The following is an 18,424-nucleotide window of genomic DNA, read 5'->3' on the forward strand; positions in this document are numbered from 1 at the left end:
CGATTACATTAAATCTCTTATACTAGCTAAGACGTTATATTTTAGTAATGATTCTCTTTTTTTGATAATATTAGATTATTGTAGATACTTGATGATGTAAGGAGGACGAATATATGTTGCTACAACGTAAAGTAATTGGGTTCATTTTAGCAGGTGTATGCTTGATTCTTCTAGGAATGTACAGCAAAAATATATTTGCTTATGCTCCAACTATAGGGTGGTTAGGTGGTTTGTTATGTATGATGGTTGCTACTTTTTTTGTATTAAATAAACCTTCCACATCTTCTAAATAATACGAAATGGAGTATTGACAATGAAACGACTATTTAAGATTATTTTTATCACTTGTCCTGTTGTAGCGGTAATTTGTTTGCTATTGAGATTAGTTTATCCGCAAGCTATTGGGTTACTGGCTTTAGCAGCGTTTGCCTACTTTGTGCTTACATTAACACAAGTCATCGAATTTTCTACGATCAATCCGCAAAAGTATCCTAAGTTTCATCGAATTTTAGCTGTTCTTGGATGTTTGGTTTGTTTAGCAGCATTGGTTTATATCGGTTTTATTTATAAACAATAATACTTAGATCGCTACATAATATTTCATTTTATAGAACTTAACATATTAGTATATAATTTCGCAGTAAATGGCATACCTACACCCATGCCAACGCTAGCACCTGCAACTACTGCGATCACTAGCTTAGGATTACCGATTACAAAATATGAATTATGATAATTGGATGTAGAGGTGCTTTGGATAGTCGCCTCACTTTGTCTTGATCCTATTGTAAACACACTACCTAACAATCCAATGACTGCTACACTCACAATAGCATTTCGAAGCCATTTCATTTTATGACTATGATGATTTGAAGAATGATTGTTCATTGACTTCCCTTCTTTCTACTCATAATTATTCTGCTAGATTAAAATACTCATCTTCTACATGATGATACTTGGTTAATAGTGCATATCCTGACACGCTTTTCAGTTTTTTAAGAAGGATAGGTAAATCTTCAATTCCATATGTACCTACAGCAATGATTATAAAACTATACGGTTGCTCTGCAATATAAATATCTGCTTGTGTAGTAGGCTTTACTTTAACCAGATGCACATGTTCTTCTCCTAATGTAATCGCATATGATTGATCTATCAGCAACCCTATTTCCACATACTTAGCATATTGTTCACCTTGTGGTATTACAATAATTTTTTTCACCGTTTTCCACCTCTAGAGTATATTTTAATATTTATTGTATTAAAATAACATATATAGATTAAGCAAGTGGTACGCTATAACGTATCATAGCTAGAAAAAGAACTCTCCTAATAAATAAGAGAGTTCTTTTTAATATGCTATCTATCATCTTTTCTTTTAAAACGAATCCGGTCTCGATACAATTCCTGGATGTTGGACGAAAGACCAGTGAGCATTGACTGTACGCCACTTACCATTAATTTGGCGAAAAACTGCTGTTGAGTTCCAAAAATTCTGAAGCTGTTCTTCTCCATGTTCTCCTACTACAAAATTACGTAAATTGTAACTCAGTACAGCGAGATCACCAGCTTCGCTAATAGCCACATCTGGATCAATATATTCGCTTCGGATAATATTCGGATTTTTATAGTGTGCCAAAATATGCTTTTCAACAGCTTCTTTACCCACGAGAAGTTTTTCAGTAATTGGATCAAAGTAACTGATATCGTCACTATAACTATCCAAGTAACCGTAGCAATCTCCCTTATTCCAACGCTCATTATTTGCACGCTCGATATTCATAACAATTTCAGCAATTTCGTTCTGGTTCATCGTATTCATTTTTCAAACTCCTTTTTTGTGTTATATTGATAAGATGCTATATGATCATTTTAGGTAATTTAATATATGAAATAAAGGCTATATAAGGACTAAAAAAGATATAAAATGGACATTTTATTGTTTTGCCTCTTATCACTGAAAGGAAAGATATACTATGAATTTTAAACTGAATAGTGATGCCAAGATAGAACCCTTAGGATATAAGCCGCCGTCACCTTATTCATACGACTTAGAAATTTTCAGTTTTTCCGAATTGAAAAAGCGTACACTTGAAGGAAGAATGTACATTACGTATAGATATAAATTCTATATGCTTATTTGTGTGACTCAAGGCGAATGTACTCAATGGATTAATTTTGAACCGGTTTTATGTAAATCAGGAACTTTACTTGTGGTCTCTCCTAATCAAGTCCATAACTTTGGAAAAGATGAAGATTGGGAAGGTTGGATTATTTTATTTCGTTCTGAGTTTCTGATACCTATAACTTCAACTTTAAATGAGCACAAGCTAGCATTTGATATCGAAAGACTACCCAAAGTGCTAACACTAACGGATGCAGAATTGGCACGAGCGGTTCATTCGATTACCAGAATGACAGAAGACTCTCTGATCCCAGAACCAACTGAAGATGTCCATATGTTATTACGTTATCAACTGTATGCTTTAATGACATGGCTTCATATTTTGCACAAAAATGCTCATTCTATGACATATACTCAATTGTCACCACGTTTTATTCATTTCCACAAGCTTGTTGAGACACATTTTACTGAATGGAGTCATGTCAGCGAGTATGCTCACTATTTAAATTGTACTGAAAAAACGTTAACAAGAGCTACCCTAGAAGCAACCGGCATGACTGCCAAAGCTTTTATTTCTGCTCGAATGATTTTGGAAGCAAAACGATTACTTGTCCATACCGATCAATCTATTAACCAAATTGCAGAACACCTTAACTTTAAAGAACCAACCCATTTTAGTAAATTTTTCAAAAGAGAAACAGGATGTACTGCTTCCGATTTTCGAGAACAAACCTTTGAATGGTAAAGATCCAAAAGCTTACTTTCCATATAAAATAGTGAACAAAAAAACTCTCTAGCATTAAGAGAGTTTCTTTGTTGTGATGTTATTATTTTCTATCGTTAGCATGATTGCGAATATACTCTGACCACTTTTCTAATTGTGCTTCAATATCAGTAATACGCAGTGGCTTAGAAACAAAATCTTGCATCCCACTTTCCATGCACAATAACTGTTCTTCTTTACGAGCAAATGCAGTAACAGCCACAATAATCGGTGCAGGCTTGTGACGATGTTGTTGACGAATACGACGGGTGGCTTCCAGACCATCCATAATCGGCATATTCACATCCATAAAGACCAGATCATATGACTTGCGATTGGTCGCTTCGACAGCGGCCGCACCATTTTCTACAAGATCTGCTTGATATCCTCGTTTACTTAAAATGGTTAGCAGTACTTTTTGGTTGGTTGCATTATCTTCAGCTACCAATATGCGCAATGGGCCATATAATGAACTAGGAACAGATGGTGTAGCATGTAACAACTGCTCTGCTGCTGTAATTTCTGGATAATCGGCTGCATTCAGTGTGAGGGTAAATGCAAAAGTCGCTCCACGATTGCTATTACTTTCTACACGAATAGAACCACCCATTAACTCAATAATCTTTTTGCAAATCGATAATCCCAGCCCTGTTCCACCATATCTGCGATTGGTCGCTGTACCGATCTGGGAGAACGGTTGAAATAACTTCGCTTGTTGATCTTCTGGTATACCATGCCCTGTATCTTGCACAGAGAATTCGATAACAATAGATTGAGCATTATTTTGTGGCTTCAAGTGAGCCGAAATAAGAACTCCACCGTTATCTGTGAATTTGACTGCATTGCCGACCAGATTAATAAGAACTTGTCGCAATCGATCTTCGTCTCCTATCAGATAGGAAGGCAATCTAGGATCGATATGCGTATTAATAAATAGTTTCTTTTCTTGTACAGGCATCGCAAAAATATCGGTCACCTGATCTAACAAATGCTGAATACTTACTTCACTGTATTCCAGTTCCATACGCCCAGCTTCGATTTTACTAAAATCCAGTAATTCATTTAGAATTTTAAGTAATGCATTATTACTATCCATAATAATCTCTGCATATTCACGTTGTTCTTGCGTTTCTAACGTATCAAATAATAGCTCAATCATGCCGATCATCCCGTTCATAGGCGTACGCAATTCATGGCTAATAATCGCTAAAAATTCCGATTTGGCGCGGTCTGCTTGTTCGGCAACTTCACGAGCTCGTATAACTTCATTTTCTTCAGTGCGATCTTGAAATACGATAACAGCCCCTACACGTTCCCCATTATCTATAATAGGGGTTACACGATAAGACGCAAGGAAGCTTGAATTATCTTGTCGCCACAGTACTGCTTCTTCCCGATAAAGCGGTTGCCCGTCTGAAAGAGAACGTAGAATCGGTGTATCTCCTGCTAGTGATGGGCTACCATCTGGCTCACTTTGCTCGATTTGCTTCAAGTGATACTCATTCATCATAGCATCCACATCATAGCCTAACATCGCTGATCCAGCCGGATTAATAAATGTGGTATTACCTTCCAGATCGACTCCGAATATCCCTTCAGATACCGAGTTCAGAATAAGCTCTTGTTGATTGCTTAGATTTTTGATTTTAGCTAGATAATGATTACGTTCTGTAATATCGTTAATAATCCCGTAGACACCTACGACTTCATTTTCCACATAGATCGGTACATTGGTAACATGTACCTCAATAATATGACCATCTTTGTGAAAAGTACGTATTTCGTATGTCTGTGTCTCGCCTTTTTTGGCTAACTCAAAATGATAGTTGGTTTTAGCGAGATCATCAGGATGAGCAACAGGTTCAAAAGGTTTATTTCTCAAATCTTCATTTGTATAACCTAAAAGCTCTTCCATACTTTTATTCATAGACAGATACGTTCCATCCATACTTAATGCGTTAATACCGATAGGATTATGTTCAAATAAAGATTTATAGCGACTTTCACTTTCACGCATTCTTTTCTCTTGTTCGCGTCGTTCGGTAATATCACGTGACACAGCTACCACGTATTCAAATTCGCCTTGATCGGTATACGTATAACGACAAGTCGTTTCAGACCACATATACGTTCCATCTTTGCGCCGGAACCGAAAAATTACCGCTTCTGGATCAACTTGAACCTGTTGCACAGAGATTAAGTAGTCTCGTACTTTCTCTACGTCTTCTTCATGTACATAGCTAAGCCCATCTTTGCCTAACATTTCTTCAGGCTCATAACCTAATAATGTTTTACAGGCCGGTGAAGCATATAAATACTCAAGATTGTCTGATGCTTTATGACGTGAAATAAAATCCGAGGTGTGATTGGTAATCAGACGCATTTGCCATTCATTTTGTTGTAATTGTTCTTCAATCAATTTACGTTCAGTAATATCCCGGGTAACTGCTAATACCTCAATTTCTTTGCCATACTCATCATAGACATAACGGCAGACAGACTCCGCCCAGAAATAAGAGCCATCTTTACGCAAAATACGATATGCCGCTGTAGCATAATGGCTAATAATCAAGCTCATATTGATATGCTCTATTACTTGTTCTACATCATCAGGATGAATATAACTAAATCCACTGGTACCTTTTAACTCTTCAGGCAGGTATCCCATCATTTCATAAGCTACATTAGACATAGAAATATATGTCGATCCTTTGTCTATACGATGACGACTGATTAAGTCATTAGAATAATTAATAATATTGTGGTAATGCTTTTCATTTGATAATAGTCTTTCATATTCTTCTGTGCTTATCGTTACTTCGCTCATATCTTTCTAACGCTCCCTTATGTTGAGCAATGCTGTAGCCTACTATAATGAAATCGATCACAATACATAGGGCTAGGAAAACTGTTGTAACAATTGTTCCTTTACACATATATCGTCAGAACAGTGAGGACATTTCACTCTTCCTCCTAAATAAGGAAGGTGTGCTAACCAAGATGACATTTGTAATGAACCCATATACGTATATAACCAATTCAGATCTATTTGGTGCTCATATTCTAGATCAGGTATTACTTTTTCAAATGTAGCCTCTGTCTGAATAACCGGGTCTTCACTATATGCTCGCCATTCAGTAATATTGCTATCATTAGCTGGCCAAATATAGATCGGTTGATCACAGTGAGAACAATCCAATATATATTCTTCACCATCACTGTACGTTAACAAACATTTTGCCCACTGCCGATATCCATGCAAAGCTGCTGTTGCAGATAATATATACATTTTTTCACTTTCTTCTACTTGATCGATCTGAATTCTCACTTCTGTTATGCGTTGCTGAAGCTGCATAAGTGAATCTGTATATGATTGATAAATATCTTTGACTTCATTTTCATCAAAATCTACAAAATAAGAACGCCAGGCATCTGCAACATCTTCGTCATATGACGAAAGGGGTAGCTGATTCCATGCTTCAAACATGCCACATACGATATAAATATCTATAAGAATGTAATGTTCTGAAGTATGTAAAGCCAGCTCTACTAAATAAGGTACTGTTACATATGTACAAGGATAGATCGTATTTTGATGATACAACTCTTCATAATATAATGCTGTTGCTTGTTCTTGATCGTAATCTTGTTGTAATTGCTGAATTTGCAATGGAATATGTCCACCGTTACCATAAGGCCCATCTAAAAGTTCCCACTTTGTGCTTGTTAGGCTTAACATCGCTGCCTCACTCCTTACCAATGATTGAGATAATCTATAGCTTAATCCAAAGCAAGAACACGTTCTAGTTCTCGATTGATCTATAGATATGAATGATTAGCATATTAATAATGTTGAAAATAACAAAAGGCTACCCGTTATTCTATATCGTTTGGGTAGCCTTTTGTTACATCTTACATGTTACACTTTGTATCTTTAAAATTTTGCAATTATTTACGATTCCGATGCTTGGCGATACACTTCCAAATATTCTTGCGCAGATACCTGCCAGCTATATTCACCGGTTATCGCATTTTTCACAACTTTTTTCCATTCTTTTGGTTGATGATAAATAGATAATGCACGACGAATTGTAAACAACATATCATGAGCATTATAAGCAGCAAATGTAAATCCAGTACCTTCTCCTGTAAATTCGTTAAATGACTGTACAGTATCATTTAATCCGCCTGTTTCGCGTACGATAGGAATACTACCATAACGCATCGCTAACAATTGACTGATCCCACAAGGCTCGAACTTAGAAGGCATTAAGAACATATCACTACCTGCATAGATACGGCGTGCTACGCCTTCGCTAAATCTAATCTCCGCCGCAAGCTTAGTTGAATGACGAGCCACCGCTTCGCGGAACCAATCTTCGTATTCTTGCTCACCTGTGCCCAAAATAACAAATTGCACATCATCATAATATAAAAATTCATCCAGTACACGAGTCACTAGATCCAATCCTTTGGATTCAGTCAGACGAGTAACCATCGCAATCATAGGAATTTTAGCATCAATAGGCAATCCCAATTCTTCTTGCAAAGCTAGTTTGTTAGCTGTACGTTTGGCAGTTGCACTACGATAATTACTGGTTAAATACGTATCTGTTGCCGGGTTATAACTTTTCGTATCGATGCCATTTACAATTCCATGTAATCGATCTCCCAGAGAACCAAGCAATCCTTCCAATCCATAACCATAGTATGGCATTTTGATCTCTTCAGCATATGTTGGGCTTACTGTAGTCACTTGATCAGCGAATACCAGTCCACCTTTCATAAAGCTTACATTTCCATGATATTCAATACCATCTGATTGGAAATAACGATCATCCATACCAAGCAAATCTCCTAGAACAGAGTAAGGGAAAATGCCTTGATATAATAGATTGTGAATCGTAAATACGCTGTGTACGTTAGCGTAGAATGGGTTATAACGATATTGTGCTTTAAGCAACATCGGTACCATTCCGGTATGCCAGTCATGAGCATGAATAATATCCGGTTGGAAATCAACTTCAGGTAAAATATCTAACACTGCGCGGTTAAAGAATGCGAAGCGCTCTCCATCATCTCCATATCCATAGATACCATCACGACCAAAATAATATTCATTATCTATCAAATAAACTGTAACGCCATTTTCGATATATTGCATAATTCCGCAATATTGACTACGCCATCCCACTTGCACTTGAATAACTTTCAACAAAACCGATTTTTCACGAATCGGTGCAGGAATACTTTTATAAAAAGGCAAGACGATCCGTACGTCTGCCCCTTCTTTTTGTAGCGCTTGAGGTAATGCTCCTATAACATCAGCAAGCCCCCCTGTTTTGATAAAAGGATTCGCTTCTGCTGCTGCAAATAAAATATTCATCGTTTATGTCCTCCCTCTATAATTTGCGTCTATTTGAAGTTCGACGCTTTAAAATAATGACACTAAGTGGTGGTAAGGTCATTTCAATACTTTGTTCTTGCTGATGGAACGGAACTTTCTCCGAGAATAACAACGATTCTGTTCGTCCACCTGTTCCGCCAAAGCGAGGTTCATCACTATTCCAGATCTCTTCATAAGTGCCTGCTTTGGGTACACCTACACGATAATTCACCTGCGGAATCGGTTGGAAATTAATCGCTATAATCAGTGTATCATTTGTTTTCTTTCCTTTACGCATATACGTAATCACACTGCGTGCAGCATCATCTGCATTCAACCATTCGTATCCTTCCCACTCATGATCTTGTTCCCATAGAGCAGGTAATTGAAGGTATAGATGATTCAGCTCGCGTGTATAACTTTTCATTTTCTGATGCATATCGTACTCAAGCAACAACCAATCCAATTGATCTTGATCTTTCCATTCGATAAATTGTCCAAATTCGCCACCCATAAATAAAAGCTTTTTGCCCGGGTGAGTCATTTGATACGCAAGCAATAGACGCAGACCTGCAAACTTTTGCTCATAAGCGCCCGGCATTTTATCTAACAACGATTTTTTGCCATGTACTACTTCATCATGGGACAGTGGTAATGTAGCATTTTCAGCAAAAGCATAGGTGATCGGGAATGTTAAAAGATTATGCTTTTCTGGACGTTGCTCAAAATCAGATTCCATATAATCGAGCGTATCATTCATCCAGCCCATACTCCATTTGTAATTAAACCCAAGTCCATTTTCATGCGCAGGCTTCGTCACACCCGGCCATGCACTTGATTCTTCTGCCATCATTAACGCATGCGGGTAATATTGGAAAATCGTTTTGTTAAGCTGTTGCAAAAATAAAATAGCTTCTTTGTTTTCAGCTCCACCTTGTTCATTCGGCTTCCAACCTCCAACTGTTTCTCTACCGAAATCAAGTCGAATCATGCTGGTAACCGCATCAACACGCAGACCGTCAAAGTGGAACATCTCCATCCAATATAGTGCGCTTGAAATCAGAAACGAACGAACTTCTGGCTTACTAAAATCAAACGATAATGTACCCCATCCGATTTTCTCTGCTCGATCTGGATCAGCGTACTCATATAATGGTGTACCATCAAACATCCGCAGTCCATGTGCATCTTTGGTAAAATGCCCGGGAACCCAATCCAAAATCACTCCAATATTCGCTTGATGACAAGCATCTACAAAATACATTAGCTCTTGTGGAGTTCCATAACGACTCGTCGGCGCAAAGTATCCTGTACTTTGATACCCCCATGATAGATCATACGGATGCTCGGTTAATGGCATCAATTCTAAATGCGTATATCCCATATCTACCAAATAAGGAATCAACAAATCTGCTAGCTCACGATAAGTGTAAAAGCTACCATCTTCTTTTTGTTTCCATGTACCAAAATGCATTTCATAAATATTCAGTGGCTTGCGATAAGGAGCACGACGTTTGCGTCTCCACACCACATCGTTCCATGTATATCCAGATAAAGAAGCAACTACCGAGGCTGTAGCTGGGCGTACTTCAGCATAGTGAGCATACGGATCAGCTTTGAGAAACGAATCACCATTAGATGAAGTAATATGATATTTATATAAAGTGCCTTCAAGAATATTGGGTAAAAATCCTGTCCATACTCCCGAGTTTGGAAGTTTATGTAATTGATAATGTTCTCCATCCCAGTTGTTCCAATCGCCTGCTACGCCAACACGTGCAGCATGAGGTGCCCATACACTAAAACGCACACCGGACTCTCCATTTTCTGATGTCACATGAGACCCAAAATGACGATACGTATGAAAATTGGTGCCTTCATGAAAAAGATAAAGCTCTTCTGGAGTTGGCTCTCCGTAGACTGTCCGTTTTTGACTCAAAACATCACCCCGCTAACTAATAAATGTATACATCATTTTATCATCATTTGATATGTTCTTTATCTATTCTAATTTATTATTGCCCTGATTAGAATAGGTAAACCATTTAAGTCACTAACTACAACTATTACCCTTATTTTGCACACTTGAAAAGACTACATTTGATGCAGAAAGGGGAACATAAGATTAAGAATGAAAATATTTTACAATAACTTGTTTCAAGCATTATCTTTCAAGGTTATAAATTATTACATCATCATGAGCGTTGTCATTATATAGTTGGAGGGAAAAGTTAATGAAAAATCAAAAGTGTGTTGCTATGTTGCTGGCCGGAGGAGAAGGGCGCAGACTCGCACCACTTACATCAATTGTGGCCAAACCAGCTGTACCGTTTGGCGGAGACTTCAAAATTATCGATTTTCCTCTTAGTAATTGCGTGAATTCAGGCATCGATACGATCGGCGTACTGACGCAATATGAAGCTGCTTCGCTTCATGACCATATCGATCAAGGGGATGCTTGGTCCACATCCAATCTTCAAATGAACATCTCTCTGTTGTCTTCAGAAGCAACAGGTGAATATATGGGAACAGCCGATGCGATCACGAAAAATATCGCTTATCTTGATGCGCTTAATCCTGAAAATGTTTTGATTCTTTCTGGTGATCATATTTATCATATGGATTACAGTGATATGATTGCTTACCATGAACAACATCAAGCGAAAGCTACTATTTCGGTGATGGAAGTACCATGGGAAGAAGCTAGTCGCTTTGGTGTTATGAGTACTGACTCTTCAATGAATGTTACTAAATTCTCTGAAAAGCCTGCTCAACCTGAAAGTAACCTGGCATCTATGGGTATTTATGTGTTCGACTGGCAATACCTAAGACGTCATCTGATTGAAGATGCTGCCAAAGCAGATTCTAATCATGACTTCGGTAAAGATATTATTCCGCAAATGCTTGCTGAGCATCAAATTGTCGTTGCTTACGAATTCCAGGGTTACTGGAGAGACGTTGGTACGATTGATAGCTTATGGGAAGCTCATATGGATATTCTAAATGATGGTCAACAATTCGAGTTAAAAAATGAAGCTTGGCCGATGTTCTCCCCTAGCTTAAATGTAGAGACTACTATTGCTCGTGAGCGTCAAGTACCGAATTGCTCTATGGTAAGTGACCAAGCCATTTTAGAAGGTGATGTACAACGTTCTGTTGTATTCAACAATGCTGAGATTGGTAAGTTTGCTCATGTTCGTCATAGTGTAATTATGCCTGGTGCTGTAGTTGGCAAGCATGCTCAAGTAGAATATGCTATTGTTGCTGAAGGTGCTGTGATCAAAGAAGGCGCTGTGATTAAAGGTACTGCTAACGATATCAAAGTAGTGGCTCCTTACGAAATCATTCATGCTAAACCTGTGGTTCGTACACAACCTGCACGTTTACTTCAAGAAGTATACGAGAAGTCCAGCCGACTACGTGCTGGTGGACTATAATCCAATTACAACAAAATACTGTTCATTCATTTATTGAATGATAGTCATTATAAATAAAAAAAGCGGTAGCCATCAGGCTATCGCTTTTTTATCATTTTATGATGTGGAGCGCGATTGCAATGCTCTCCACTCATCTTCAAGAATACTCATTTCATACACACTGTAATATTGTCCATCTAACCATGAAGAATCTCGCATTAATCCTTCTTTGCTAAATCCACAAGATTCATATAACTTGATAGCAGATACATTATAATCGTACACACCCAATGTGATACGGTGCATTCCTAACGTATCAAAACCGATCCGTAATAACTCGTTAATAATTTGGCGACCATATCCTTTGCCTCTAGCTTCAGGATCACCGACTAATAATTTGGAGATACGTGCAGATCGATTAGTACGATCAATTCTACTTAAAGCAACATGACCAACTTTGTGATTGGTTATTCGATCGACTACGATATAGATCAATTGATCTGAAAACATAGGATGATTGGCACCTTCTATATGAGCTTCCAGATCGGAAGTATCTAGTGGATATTCCCAGCCTATTCCACTCCACTGTTGCAGGAATTTAGCGTCTCCTGACCATTCTAATAACTGCTCAAAATCTTTTTCCAGAAAATACTCTAACCGAATCTGATGATTCTCTGCGGGTGGAAGCTTTTCATAAAGACTTGCCAAGCGACCTTTCACATCATGAGTTCCCATATAGCGAAAATCTTGACTCTGATAAAAACGATTCAACGTAGGCAAATGCGCCATACAATCTAACCGAAGCCCTTTTTTACCAGATGTTAATGCATAATTGGTAGCCCACTGAATCAGAATAGCACCTAATCCAAGACTACGAAAATCTTGATGCACCGTCAACCGATGCAAATATAAATAACGATCATCATCTAGGTGTTGCCAGTAATCGGGATCTCCTGATTGCAGAGTAAACATCGCTGCTGGTCGATCATCTACATAAAGAAGGAATACTTCTCGCTCCGCAAAATAACTATGGATTAATTCAGGAGTAAACATTTCCTTTTTCCATTGTTCAATTCCTTGAGATTCCATCCATTCTGCCGCATTGACTAACAAAGAGGTTACCTGTTCGGCATGTTGCTCATTGGCTTGGATAATACGAAGTTGCAAATCTCCAACTTGAGGTTGTTGTAATGTCAAATGGTGTTCCTCCTTACATGATCAGTTTACGTAAGCTGTAAAATTTCTTGTTGTTTTGTTAAAGGTAGCTCAATCATAACGGTTGTACCTTTTTCCAGTTCACTATCAATATACATATCTCCATTATGCAATTGTACAATCTGCTGGGTGATGGCAAGCCCAAGTCCTGTACCGCCTCGGTTCGGATTCACTTGGAAAAAGCGATCTTTTACTTTTTCTAAATGTTCTTGGCTAATACCTATACCCGCATCTTGAATCGATATGCGTACTCGTTCAGGTGAAACTTCTGTTAGCATAATAAAGATAGTAGATTCTTCCGGTGAAAATTTGATCGCATTATCGACAATATTTAGAAAGACCTGTTTTAGACGGTTCCCATCAGCTTGTACGATAAATGGGCGTTCGCCCGGTTCTAATTTGAGCTGAATTTTTTTCTGTTCTGCTTTGGCCCAGACATTCAGCATCGTTTCTTGCAGTACTTCTTTGAGATTCACTTCACCTATAACCATTTTCATCTGATTTTGTTGTAATTTTGAGAAATCAAGCATTTCTTCAACCAGTCCAATCAGACGATCGGTTTCTTTAGAAATAATACTCATACCAAGCTTTGTCTCTTCAGGATCGAATCCTCCCGAAACTAACGTCTCACTCCAACCTTTAATACCTGTAAGAGGTGTTCGTAATTCATGTGAAATCGAAGAAATAAAATCGTCTTTGATCTGATTACTACGAATAATTTCTTCCGCCATATAATTCAGAGTAGAAGCAAGCTCACCAATTTCATGAGGATAATTACCTTTGATGCGGGCGTTAAAGTCCCCTTTTGCCATTAGCGTAGAGACTCCAATAATATTGTTAAGTGGTCGCACAATAGAATTCGCTAATCCTAGACTTACTACCAGCACAATAATTAAGACAGCGGCTCCCACGCCTACAGCAACCATAGTAATCGTTAATAACTTCTGATTTACACGCTCTAGCGATGTCACATAACGCACCAGATAATTATCACCGTTCACTTGAATTTGTCTGGTCACTGCCATAACATTTTCACCAGTACCTGCTTGCTTACCAATCCAGCGACCGGTAGAACCTGCTAATGCTTGTGGAATATCACCGGTCTGGATCGGCTTATCTACTCTAAAATTGGTCGAGTTTTGCAAAACATTTCCCTGAGTATCCAAAAGTTGAACTTCAACCGTATCGCCTAACTCATAACGCTGAATAATCTCTTGATATTTCACAGGGCTCGACTGATCGCTGATAAAGTTTTGCGGTACATCTGTAGAACTATTGAGATAATTGTAAATACTGTCGTAATAATACGTACGCATAGAGAATAAAAACACTAACTCTACCAAGAGCAACGCCAGAAATACAACAATAAAGTAATGCAAAACAATCTGGCGGCTAATGCCTTTTTTGATCATTAGGACTCCCGGCCTCTCCATTTATAGCCATGTCCCCACACCGTTTGTAGGAATTCAGGTTCAGACGGGTTGTTTTCGATTTTTTGACGCAAACGACGAATATTTACATCTACAATTTTGGGATCACCCATATACTCTTTGCCCCATACATGATCCAACAGTAGATCACGACTAAGCGGTGTATTTTCTTTTTCAAGGAAAAATTGAACCAATGAGAACTCGGTTGGTGTCAATTCGATCTGTTGTCCTTTTTTCTTAAATTGTTTGGAGATCAGATCCAGTGTAAATGGCCCGGATTCAAAGGATACTTTGGTATTCGATTCACGTTGTACATTGACACGACGTAACAAAGACTGAATACGAGCAATCAATTCAGTAGGGCTAAATGGTTTGCTGATATGGTCATCTGCACCAACTGATAAAGCATATACTTTATCTTGTTCTTGTACTTTGGCTGTCAAAAAGACAATACCAATGCGTTCATTTTTTTCACGAATACGACGACATACTTCAAAACCGTCAATACCCGGAACCATGACATCAAGCAAAGCAATATCAATATCAGGAACAGTTTCTAACATATGCAAGGCTTGCTCACCGTTCTCTGTCTCTATCACTTCAAATCCATTTCGCTTCAAGTTAATAATAATAAAACTGCGGATTGATTCTTCATCTTCCATAATCAACACTTTACTCATAAAATAGACCTCCTCAATTCAATATCAGATTATTTTTTGTGTTTTGCCAGAGTGCAATATATTGATCATTGGAGGTTGTAATAAGCTCCCAATCTTTATTTGTCTGATTGTTCCATTGAGCTGAAGTAAAGAAGCGAACTTCTGCTACTTTTTCTCCTGTATCTTTCAATATAAAGCGCAAATCTTGATCTTTGTTAGACTTCGTATCGAGAGTGATTTTATCGTTCCATTCCGGTGCAAATTTCAATACAAACCGTCCTTGATCATCTCGGTATTGCTGACTAACTAATTTGAGTTTGTTATCTCCATCCCACTGATAATAATATATAAAATAAGGGATTTCGCTTGTTTCGATATTTTCCCAGCCTAATGGAATTTGTAGCATTCCAATTTCCAATATGCCATCTCCATTTACATCATCACTATAGATCAAAGAGTCTTTGAATGTAGCGGCTTTGCTAATCGGGAATACATCTCGAAGCTTATTATTGTCCATAACAATCAAATGAGTAAATCCAGAGAATGAACCTAGTAACTGATCCATAATGATTCCATTTTGATCTTTGGATACTTTTCCAGCGACTACATTATAAAATCCTAACGTAATTGTTGAATCCAGATCGATCGAATCGACTTCTTGGAACCCATCTTTATAACGGAAATTCGTGATTGTTAAATAACTATTACGGCTCATGTACATCGTTGTCAGATCATCAACACCATCACCGTTCATATCCAAAATCTCATAATAAGTGTAAGGCTTTTTGTCTACAATATTCAACTCACCTTTGTCATAACTATAGATCACCAGATTTTTCTGCATGCTATCTACACCACTATTCGTCGTATTGATCGCATTTGAATATCCAACAATCAGATCTTTATGTCCATCATGAGTAATATCTTTGATTTCTACACTTTCCAGCACATATCCTTGCCCTTCAATATCTCTTTTTTTAATCCAATCAGAACCGGATTGTTCAAAAATCATACCGTTGATTCGAGCATCGGAAGTCGTGTAGAAAGCAATAGCTTCCATTTTGCCATCTCCATCAAGATCCGCTTGTTGAATCCAATCATTGGCATTACCATTTTTGGGGTTGGCAAGCTTGGCACCAGGGGGTAAAGCTGCTTGTATCGTACTACTTAATGTCTGCTTATCTGAAGGTAACTGCGGTAATTGCATAAGCCCTTTCGGATCTGAAATGAGTTCACAACCGCTTAACAAGATCAATAACGTTGTTATTGTCGCCAAGCGTACCCATAGATTCCATTTCAATAGTATCACTCTTTTCATTAACTAAATCTGTTATAACAATCGACGTTCTGCACTGGTCAATCTCCGACCTTTAATATCAAAAGCAATATGTCCTTCTTGCAGTCCAATAATACGAGTCGCATATTTTTCTGCTAATTCTAAAGGAATCACTGTAATAATAGTGACACGCTCACTACTGCATAATGCACGCAGTGTTTTGATCACATCTTCTCCAGATTTGGGATCAAGCCCTGTGATAGGTTCATCTGCAAGAACGACTTTGACACCATGAGCAAGAGAACGAGCTATCGCTACACGTTGACGTTCGCCACCGCTTAATGTACTTGCTTTTTGATGAGCTTTGTCGAGCAATCCTAGACTTTCTAGTACATCCATCGCTCCCATATAATCGTCTGAACGCACCATACCTGTGAGCATGCGCCAGATCGGTGTCTGTCCAGCTTGTCCAATCAATACATTTTTAAGAGCTGTTCGTTCAGGATGAAGCTGAGGACTTTGTTCTACATAAGCCCATTCGCGCGAAATTTTGCGTTTACCGCTAAAGCCTGCTTTCATAATATCGATATCGCCTACTTGAAAGCTACCGTCTGTCCATGATTCTTTCATCGCCAGACATTTAAGTAATGTACTTTTACCGCTACCGCTCGGCCCCAAAATAGCAATCATTTCACCATGCTGAATTTCCAGGCTAATCCGATCCAATACTTTGGTTTTATTTTCACCGACCGTTTTTGTGAGATTCTCTATTTTGATCATCGACATCTATCGTGAGCCGCCCTTCTCTATCTGGTGATTACTGGAATGTGTATGATTTCTATCGCTTCTCCTATTGATCTGTAGCACTTTGGTATGCACATAGAACCATTACTTATTAGTTTAGGGGAAAAAGCAAAGAAATGCCATCTACTGTACCTGATTATTTCGATTTTTCTTTAAATATAAAACCAGTAGCAGCAAAAATCATATAACAACCACCCAAAACCCAAAACAAACTAGCTGGTGAACCCATCTCTATTCCTTTTCCTCCAAGCGCCGGCCCAATAATACTACCTGCATTAAAATGAAAAGAAGCTAATACGTTAGCAGCAGGCAAATACACTTTCGGTAACATATCAGCCGCATACGCTAGTCCCAAAGAAAAGAAAGAACCGATCAATCCACCGGCTAAAGCAAAAATAGCAGCGATTGCGATCATATTCGTTTCTGCCATCGGAACAAATAAAAATAGTAATCCACCCAGTCCTCCGCAGATCATCAACATCTTTTTACGTCCATACCGATCACTTAATATCCCCAAAGGAAGCTGAAGGATTAATCCCCCGATACCGATAAAAGGAAGTAAGAACGCAATATCACTTGTGGAAAATCCAACTCGTAATCCATACACAGGGAAATTACTGTTCATAGCAGCTTCCATATATCCGTACAAGAAAGCTGGAATAAGCGCATACCAAGCCCAGCTATAACTTTTTGTAAATCGACGTTGTGCAGGTTCATCGGTTGCGGTTTTCTCCGGTGTTCCATGTGGCAATTTCCAGATAACCAGAATAACGACAATTAGGAATAATCCTGCGAGTAATAGAAACGGAGCATATACTCCCCAATCAAGCAATTTGATTCCAAGCGGGCCGATACTGAAACCTATACCATACGACATGCCATAGATTGAAAGATTACGACCGCGATGTTCGGAAGGCGTCATCATCAATACCCATAATTGAGCAGAGTAATGAACAGCACTATCTCCAACACCGACTAATAATCTTAATACGAACCAAAAAATAATACTTGGGTACAGTGGAAATAACGGTAATGTAATCAGCACAAGCAACAAACCGCCAAGCATTAATTTTTTAAATCCTAAAACGCCTAATAGTCGTTCTGCGACCAGTGTCATGCCGAATGAACCGATATACAATACAGCAGCATTTAAGCCGTTTAATGTTGAAGACACACCCATTTTTTCCAGAAAAATAGCCAGTACAGGTAACAACATCCCCTGACTGATACCAGCTACGATAATAGCAATAATCAAAATAGCAAAATGAACTTTGGATACAGAATGAATCGATTGCGAATGCTGGGACGATGTTTTGAGCACAATAGTTCCTCCAATTATGTAATGAAACA

Annotated in this window: 17 protein-coding genes; 4 read left to right on the forward strand and 13 right to left on the reverse strand. The window is 38.3% G+C overall.

The window, feature by feature from the left end; translation table 11 throughout:
• Nucleotides 1-113: 113 nt before the first annotated feature.
• Together QCD85_RS06400 and QCD85_RS06405 are read left to right on the forward strand one after the other, a co-directional pair.
• Nucleotides 114-293, forward strand: a complete 180-nt coding sequence (locus tag QCD85_RS06400; protein ID WP_273612608.1) for a hypothetical protein — start codon at nucleotides 114-116, stop codon at nucleotides 291-293.
• A 20-nt stretch (nucleotides 294-313) separates the two neighbouring features.
• Nucleotides 314-577 (forward strand): hypothetical protein, encoded by a 264-nt coding sequence (locus QCD85_RS06405; RefSeq protein ID WP_301262028.1) that lies wholly within the window; start codon nucleotides 314-316, stop codon nucleotides 575-577.
• A 23-nt stretch (nucleotides 578-600) separates the two neighbouring features.
• Here QCD85_RS06405 and QCD85_RS06410 read toward each other — a convergent pair whose 3' ends face one another.
• From QCD85_RS06410 to QCD85_RS06420, 3 genes are all read right to left on the reverse strand, one after another.
• Nucleotides 601-888: a hypothetical protein gene (locus tag QCD85_RS06410; protein WP_301262029.1), complete on the reverse strand. Its 288-nt coding sequence runs from the start codon at nucleotides 886-888 to the stop codon at nucleotides 601-603.
• A gap of 25 nt (nucleotides 889-913) precedes the next feature.
• Nucleotides 914-1,222 carry a hypothetical protein gene (locus QCD85_RS06415; RefSeq protein ID WP_301262030.1) on the reverse strand — a complete coding sequence of 103 codons (309 nt, stop codon included), beginning with the start codon at nucleotides 1,220-1,222 and terminating at the stop codon, nucleotides 914-916.
• Between the two features lie 156 nt (nucleotides 1,223-1,378).
• The gene (locus tag QCD85_RS06420) at nucleotides 1,379-1,822 is read right to left on the reverse strand and encodes a YybH family protein (RefSeq protein ID WP_301262031.1); all 444 of its coding nucleotides are present in this window, start codon (nucleotides 1,820-1,822) and stop codon (nucleotides 1,379-1,381) included.
• 154 nt (nucleotides 1,823-1,976) lie between these two features.
• On the opposite strand from QCD85_RS06420, the gene QCD85_RS06425 reads away from it, so the two are divergent.
• Complete coding sequence (locus QCD85_RS06425; RefSeq protein ID WP_301262032.1) at nucleotides 1,977-2,870, forward strand: AraC family transcriptional regulator; 894 nt, start codon at nucleotides 1,977-1,979, stop codon at nucleotides 2,868-2,870.
• Between the two features lie 82 nt (nucleotides 2,871-2,952).
• Here QCD85_RS06425 and QCD85_RS06430 read toward each other — a convergent pair whose 3' ends face one another.
• The 4 genes from QCD85_RS06430 to glgB form a co-directional block, all read right to left on the reverse strand.
• On the reverse strand, nucleotides 2,953-5,715 hold the full coding sequence (locus QCD85_RS06430) for a PAS domain-containing hybrid sensor histidine kinase/response regulator (protein WP_301262033.1): 2,763 nt from the start codon (nucleotides 5,713-5,715) through the stop codon (nucleotides 2,953-2,955).
• 72 nt (nucleotides 5,716-5,787) lie between these two features.
• Nucleotides 5,788-6,627: a hypothetical protein gene (locus QCD85_RS06435; protein WP_301262034.1), complete on the reverse strand. Its 840-nt coding sequence runs from the start codon at nucleotides 6,625-6,627 to the stop codon at nucleotides 5,788-5,790.
• A gap of 213 nt (nucleotides 6,628-6,840) precedes the next feature.
• On the reverse strand, nucleotides 6,841-8,274 hold the full coding sequence (gene glgA, locus QCD85_RS06440) for a glycogen synthase GlgA (RefSeq protein ID WP_273612616.1): 1,434 nt from the start codon (nucleotides 8,272-8,274) through the stop codon (nucleotides 6,841-6,843).
• Nucleotides 8,275-8,290: 16 nt separating this feature from the next.
• The gene (glgB, locus tag QCD85_RS06445; protein ID WP_301262035.1) at nucleotides 8,291-10,213 is read right to left on the reverse strand and encodes a 1,4-alpha-glucan branching protein GlgB; all 1,923 of its coding nucleotides are present in this window, start codon (nucleotides 10,211-10,213) and stop codon (nucleotides 8,291-8,293) included.
• A 295-nt stretch (nucleotides 10,214-10,508) separates the two neighbouring features.
• Between glgB and QCD85_RS06450 the strand changes: the two genes are divergently transcribed.
• Entirely contained in the window at nucleotides 10,509-11,711 is a 1,203-nt protein-coding gene (locus tag QCD85_RS06450; protein ID WP_301262036.1) for a glucose-1-phosphate adenylyltransferase, read from the forward strand.
• 96 nt (nucleotides 11,712-11,807) lie between these two features.
• On the opposite strand, the gene QCD85_RS06455 is transcribed toward QCD85_RS06450, so the two are convergent.
• From QCD85_RS06455 to QCD85_RS06480, 6 genes are all read right to left on the reverse strand, one after another.
• Nucleotides 11,808-12,887 (reverse strand): GNAT family N-acetyltransferase, encoded by a 1,080-nt coding sequence (locus QCD85_RS06455; RefSeq protein WP_301262037.1) that lies wholly within the window; start codon nucleotides 12,885-12,887, stop codon nucleotides 11,808-11,810.
• Nucleotides 12,888-12,913: 26 nt separating this feature from the next.
• Nucleotides 12,914-14,317, reverse strand: a complete 1,404-nt coding sequence (locus QCD85_RS06460; RefSeq protein ID WP_273612620.1) for a sensor histidine kinase — start codon at nucleotides 14,315-14,317, stop codon at nucleotides 12,914-12,916.
• Nucleotides 14,317-15,015: a response regulator transcription factor gene (locus QCD85_RS06465; protein ID WP_069325954.1), complete on the reverse strand. Its 699-nt coding sequence runs from the start codon at nucleotides 15,013-15,015 to the stop codon at nucleotides 14,317-14,319. Before QCD85_RS06465 ends, QCD85_RS06460 begins: the two co-directional genes overlap by 1 nt.
• A 13-nt stretch (nucleotides 15,016-15,028) precedes the next feature.
• The gene (locus QCD85_RS06470) at nucleotides 15,029-16,294 is read right to left on the reverse strand and encodes a hypothetical protein (protein WP_273612621.1); all 1,266 of its coding nucleotides are present in this window, start codon (nucleotides 16,292-16,294) and stop codon (nucleotides 15,029-15,031) included.
• A gap of 30 nt (nucleotides 16,295-16,324) precedes the next feature.
• Complete coding sequence (locus QCD85_RS06475; protein WP_273616315.1) at nucleotides 16,325-17,050, reverse strand: phosphonate ABC transporter ATP-binding protein; 726 nt, start codon at nucleotides 17,048-17,050, stop codon at nucleotides 16,325-16,327.
• A 160-nt stretch (nucleotides 17,051-17,210) separates the two neighbouring features.
• Nucleotides 17,211-18,395, reverse strand: coding sequence for an MFS transporter (locus QCD85_RS06480; RefSeq protein ID WP_367317624.1), 1,185 nt, complete (start codon nucleotides 18,393-18,395; stop codon nucleotides 17,211-17,213).
• Nucleotides 18,396-18,424 lie beyond the last annotated feature (29 nt).

The organism is Paenibacillus sp. PsM32 (assembly GCF_030433815.1).
Taxonomy (GTDB): Bacteria; Bacillota; Bacilli; order Paenibacillales; family Paenibacillaceae; genus Saccharibacillus; species Saccharibacillus kyungheensis.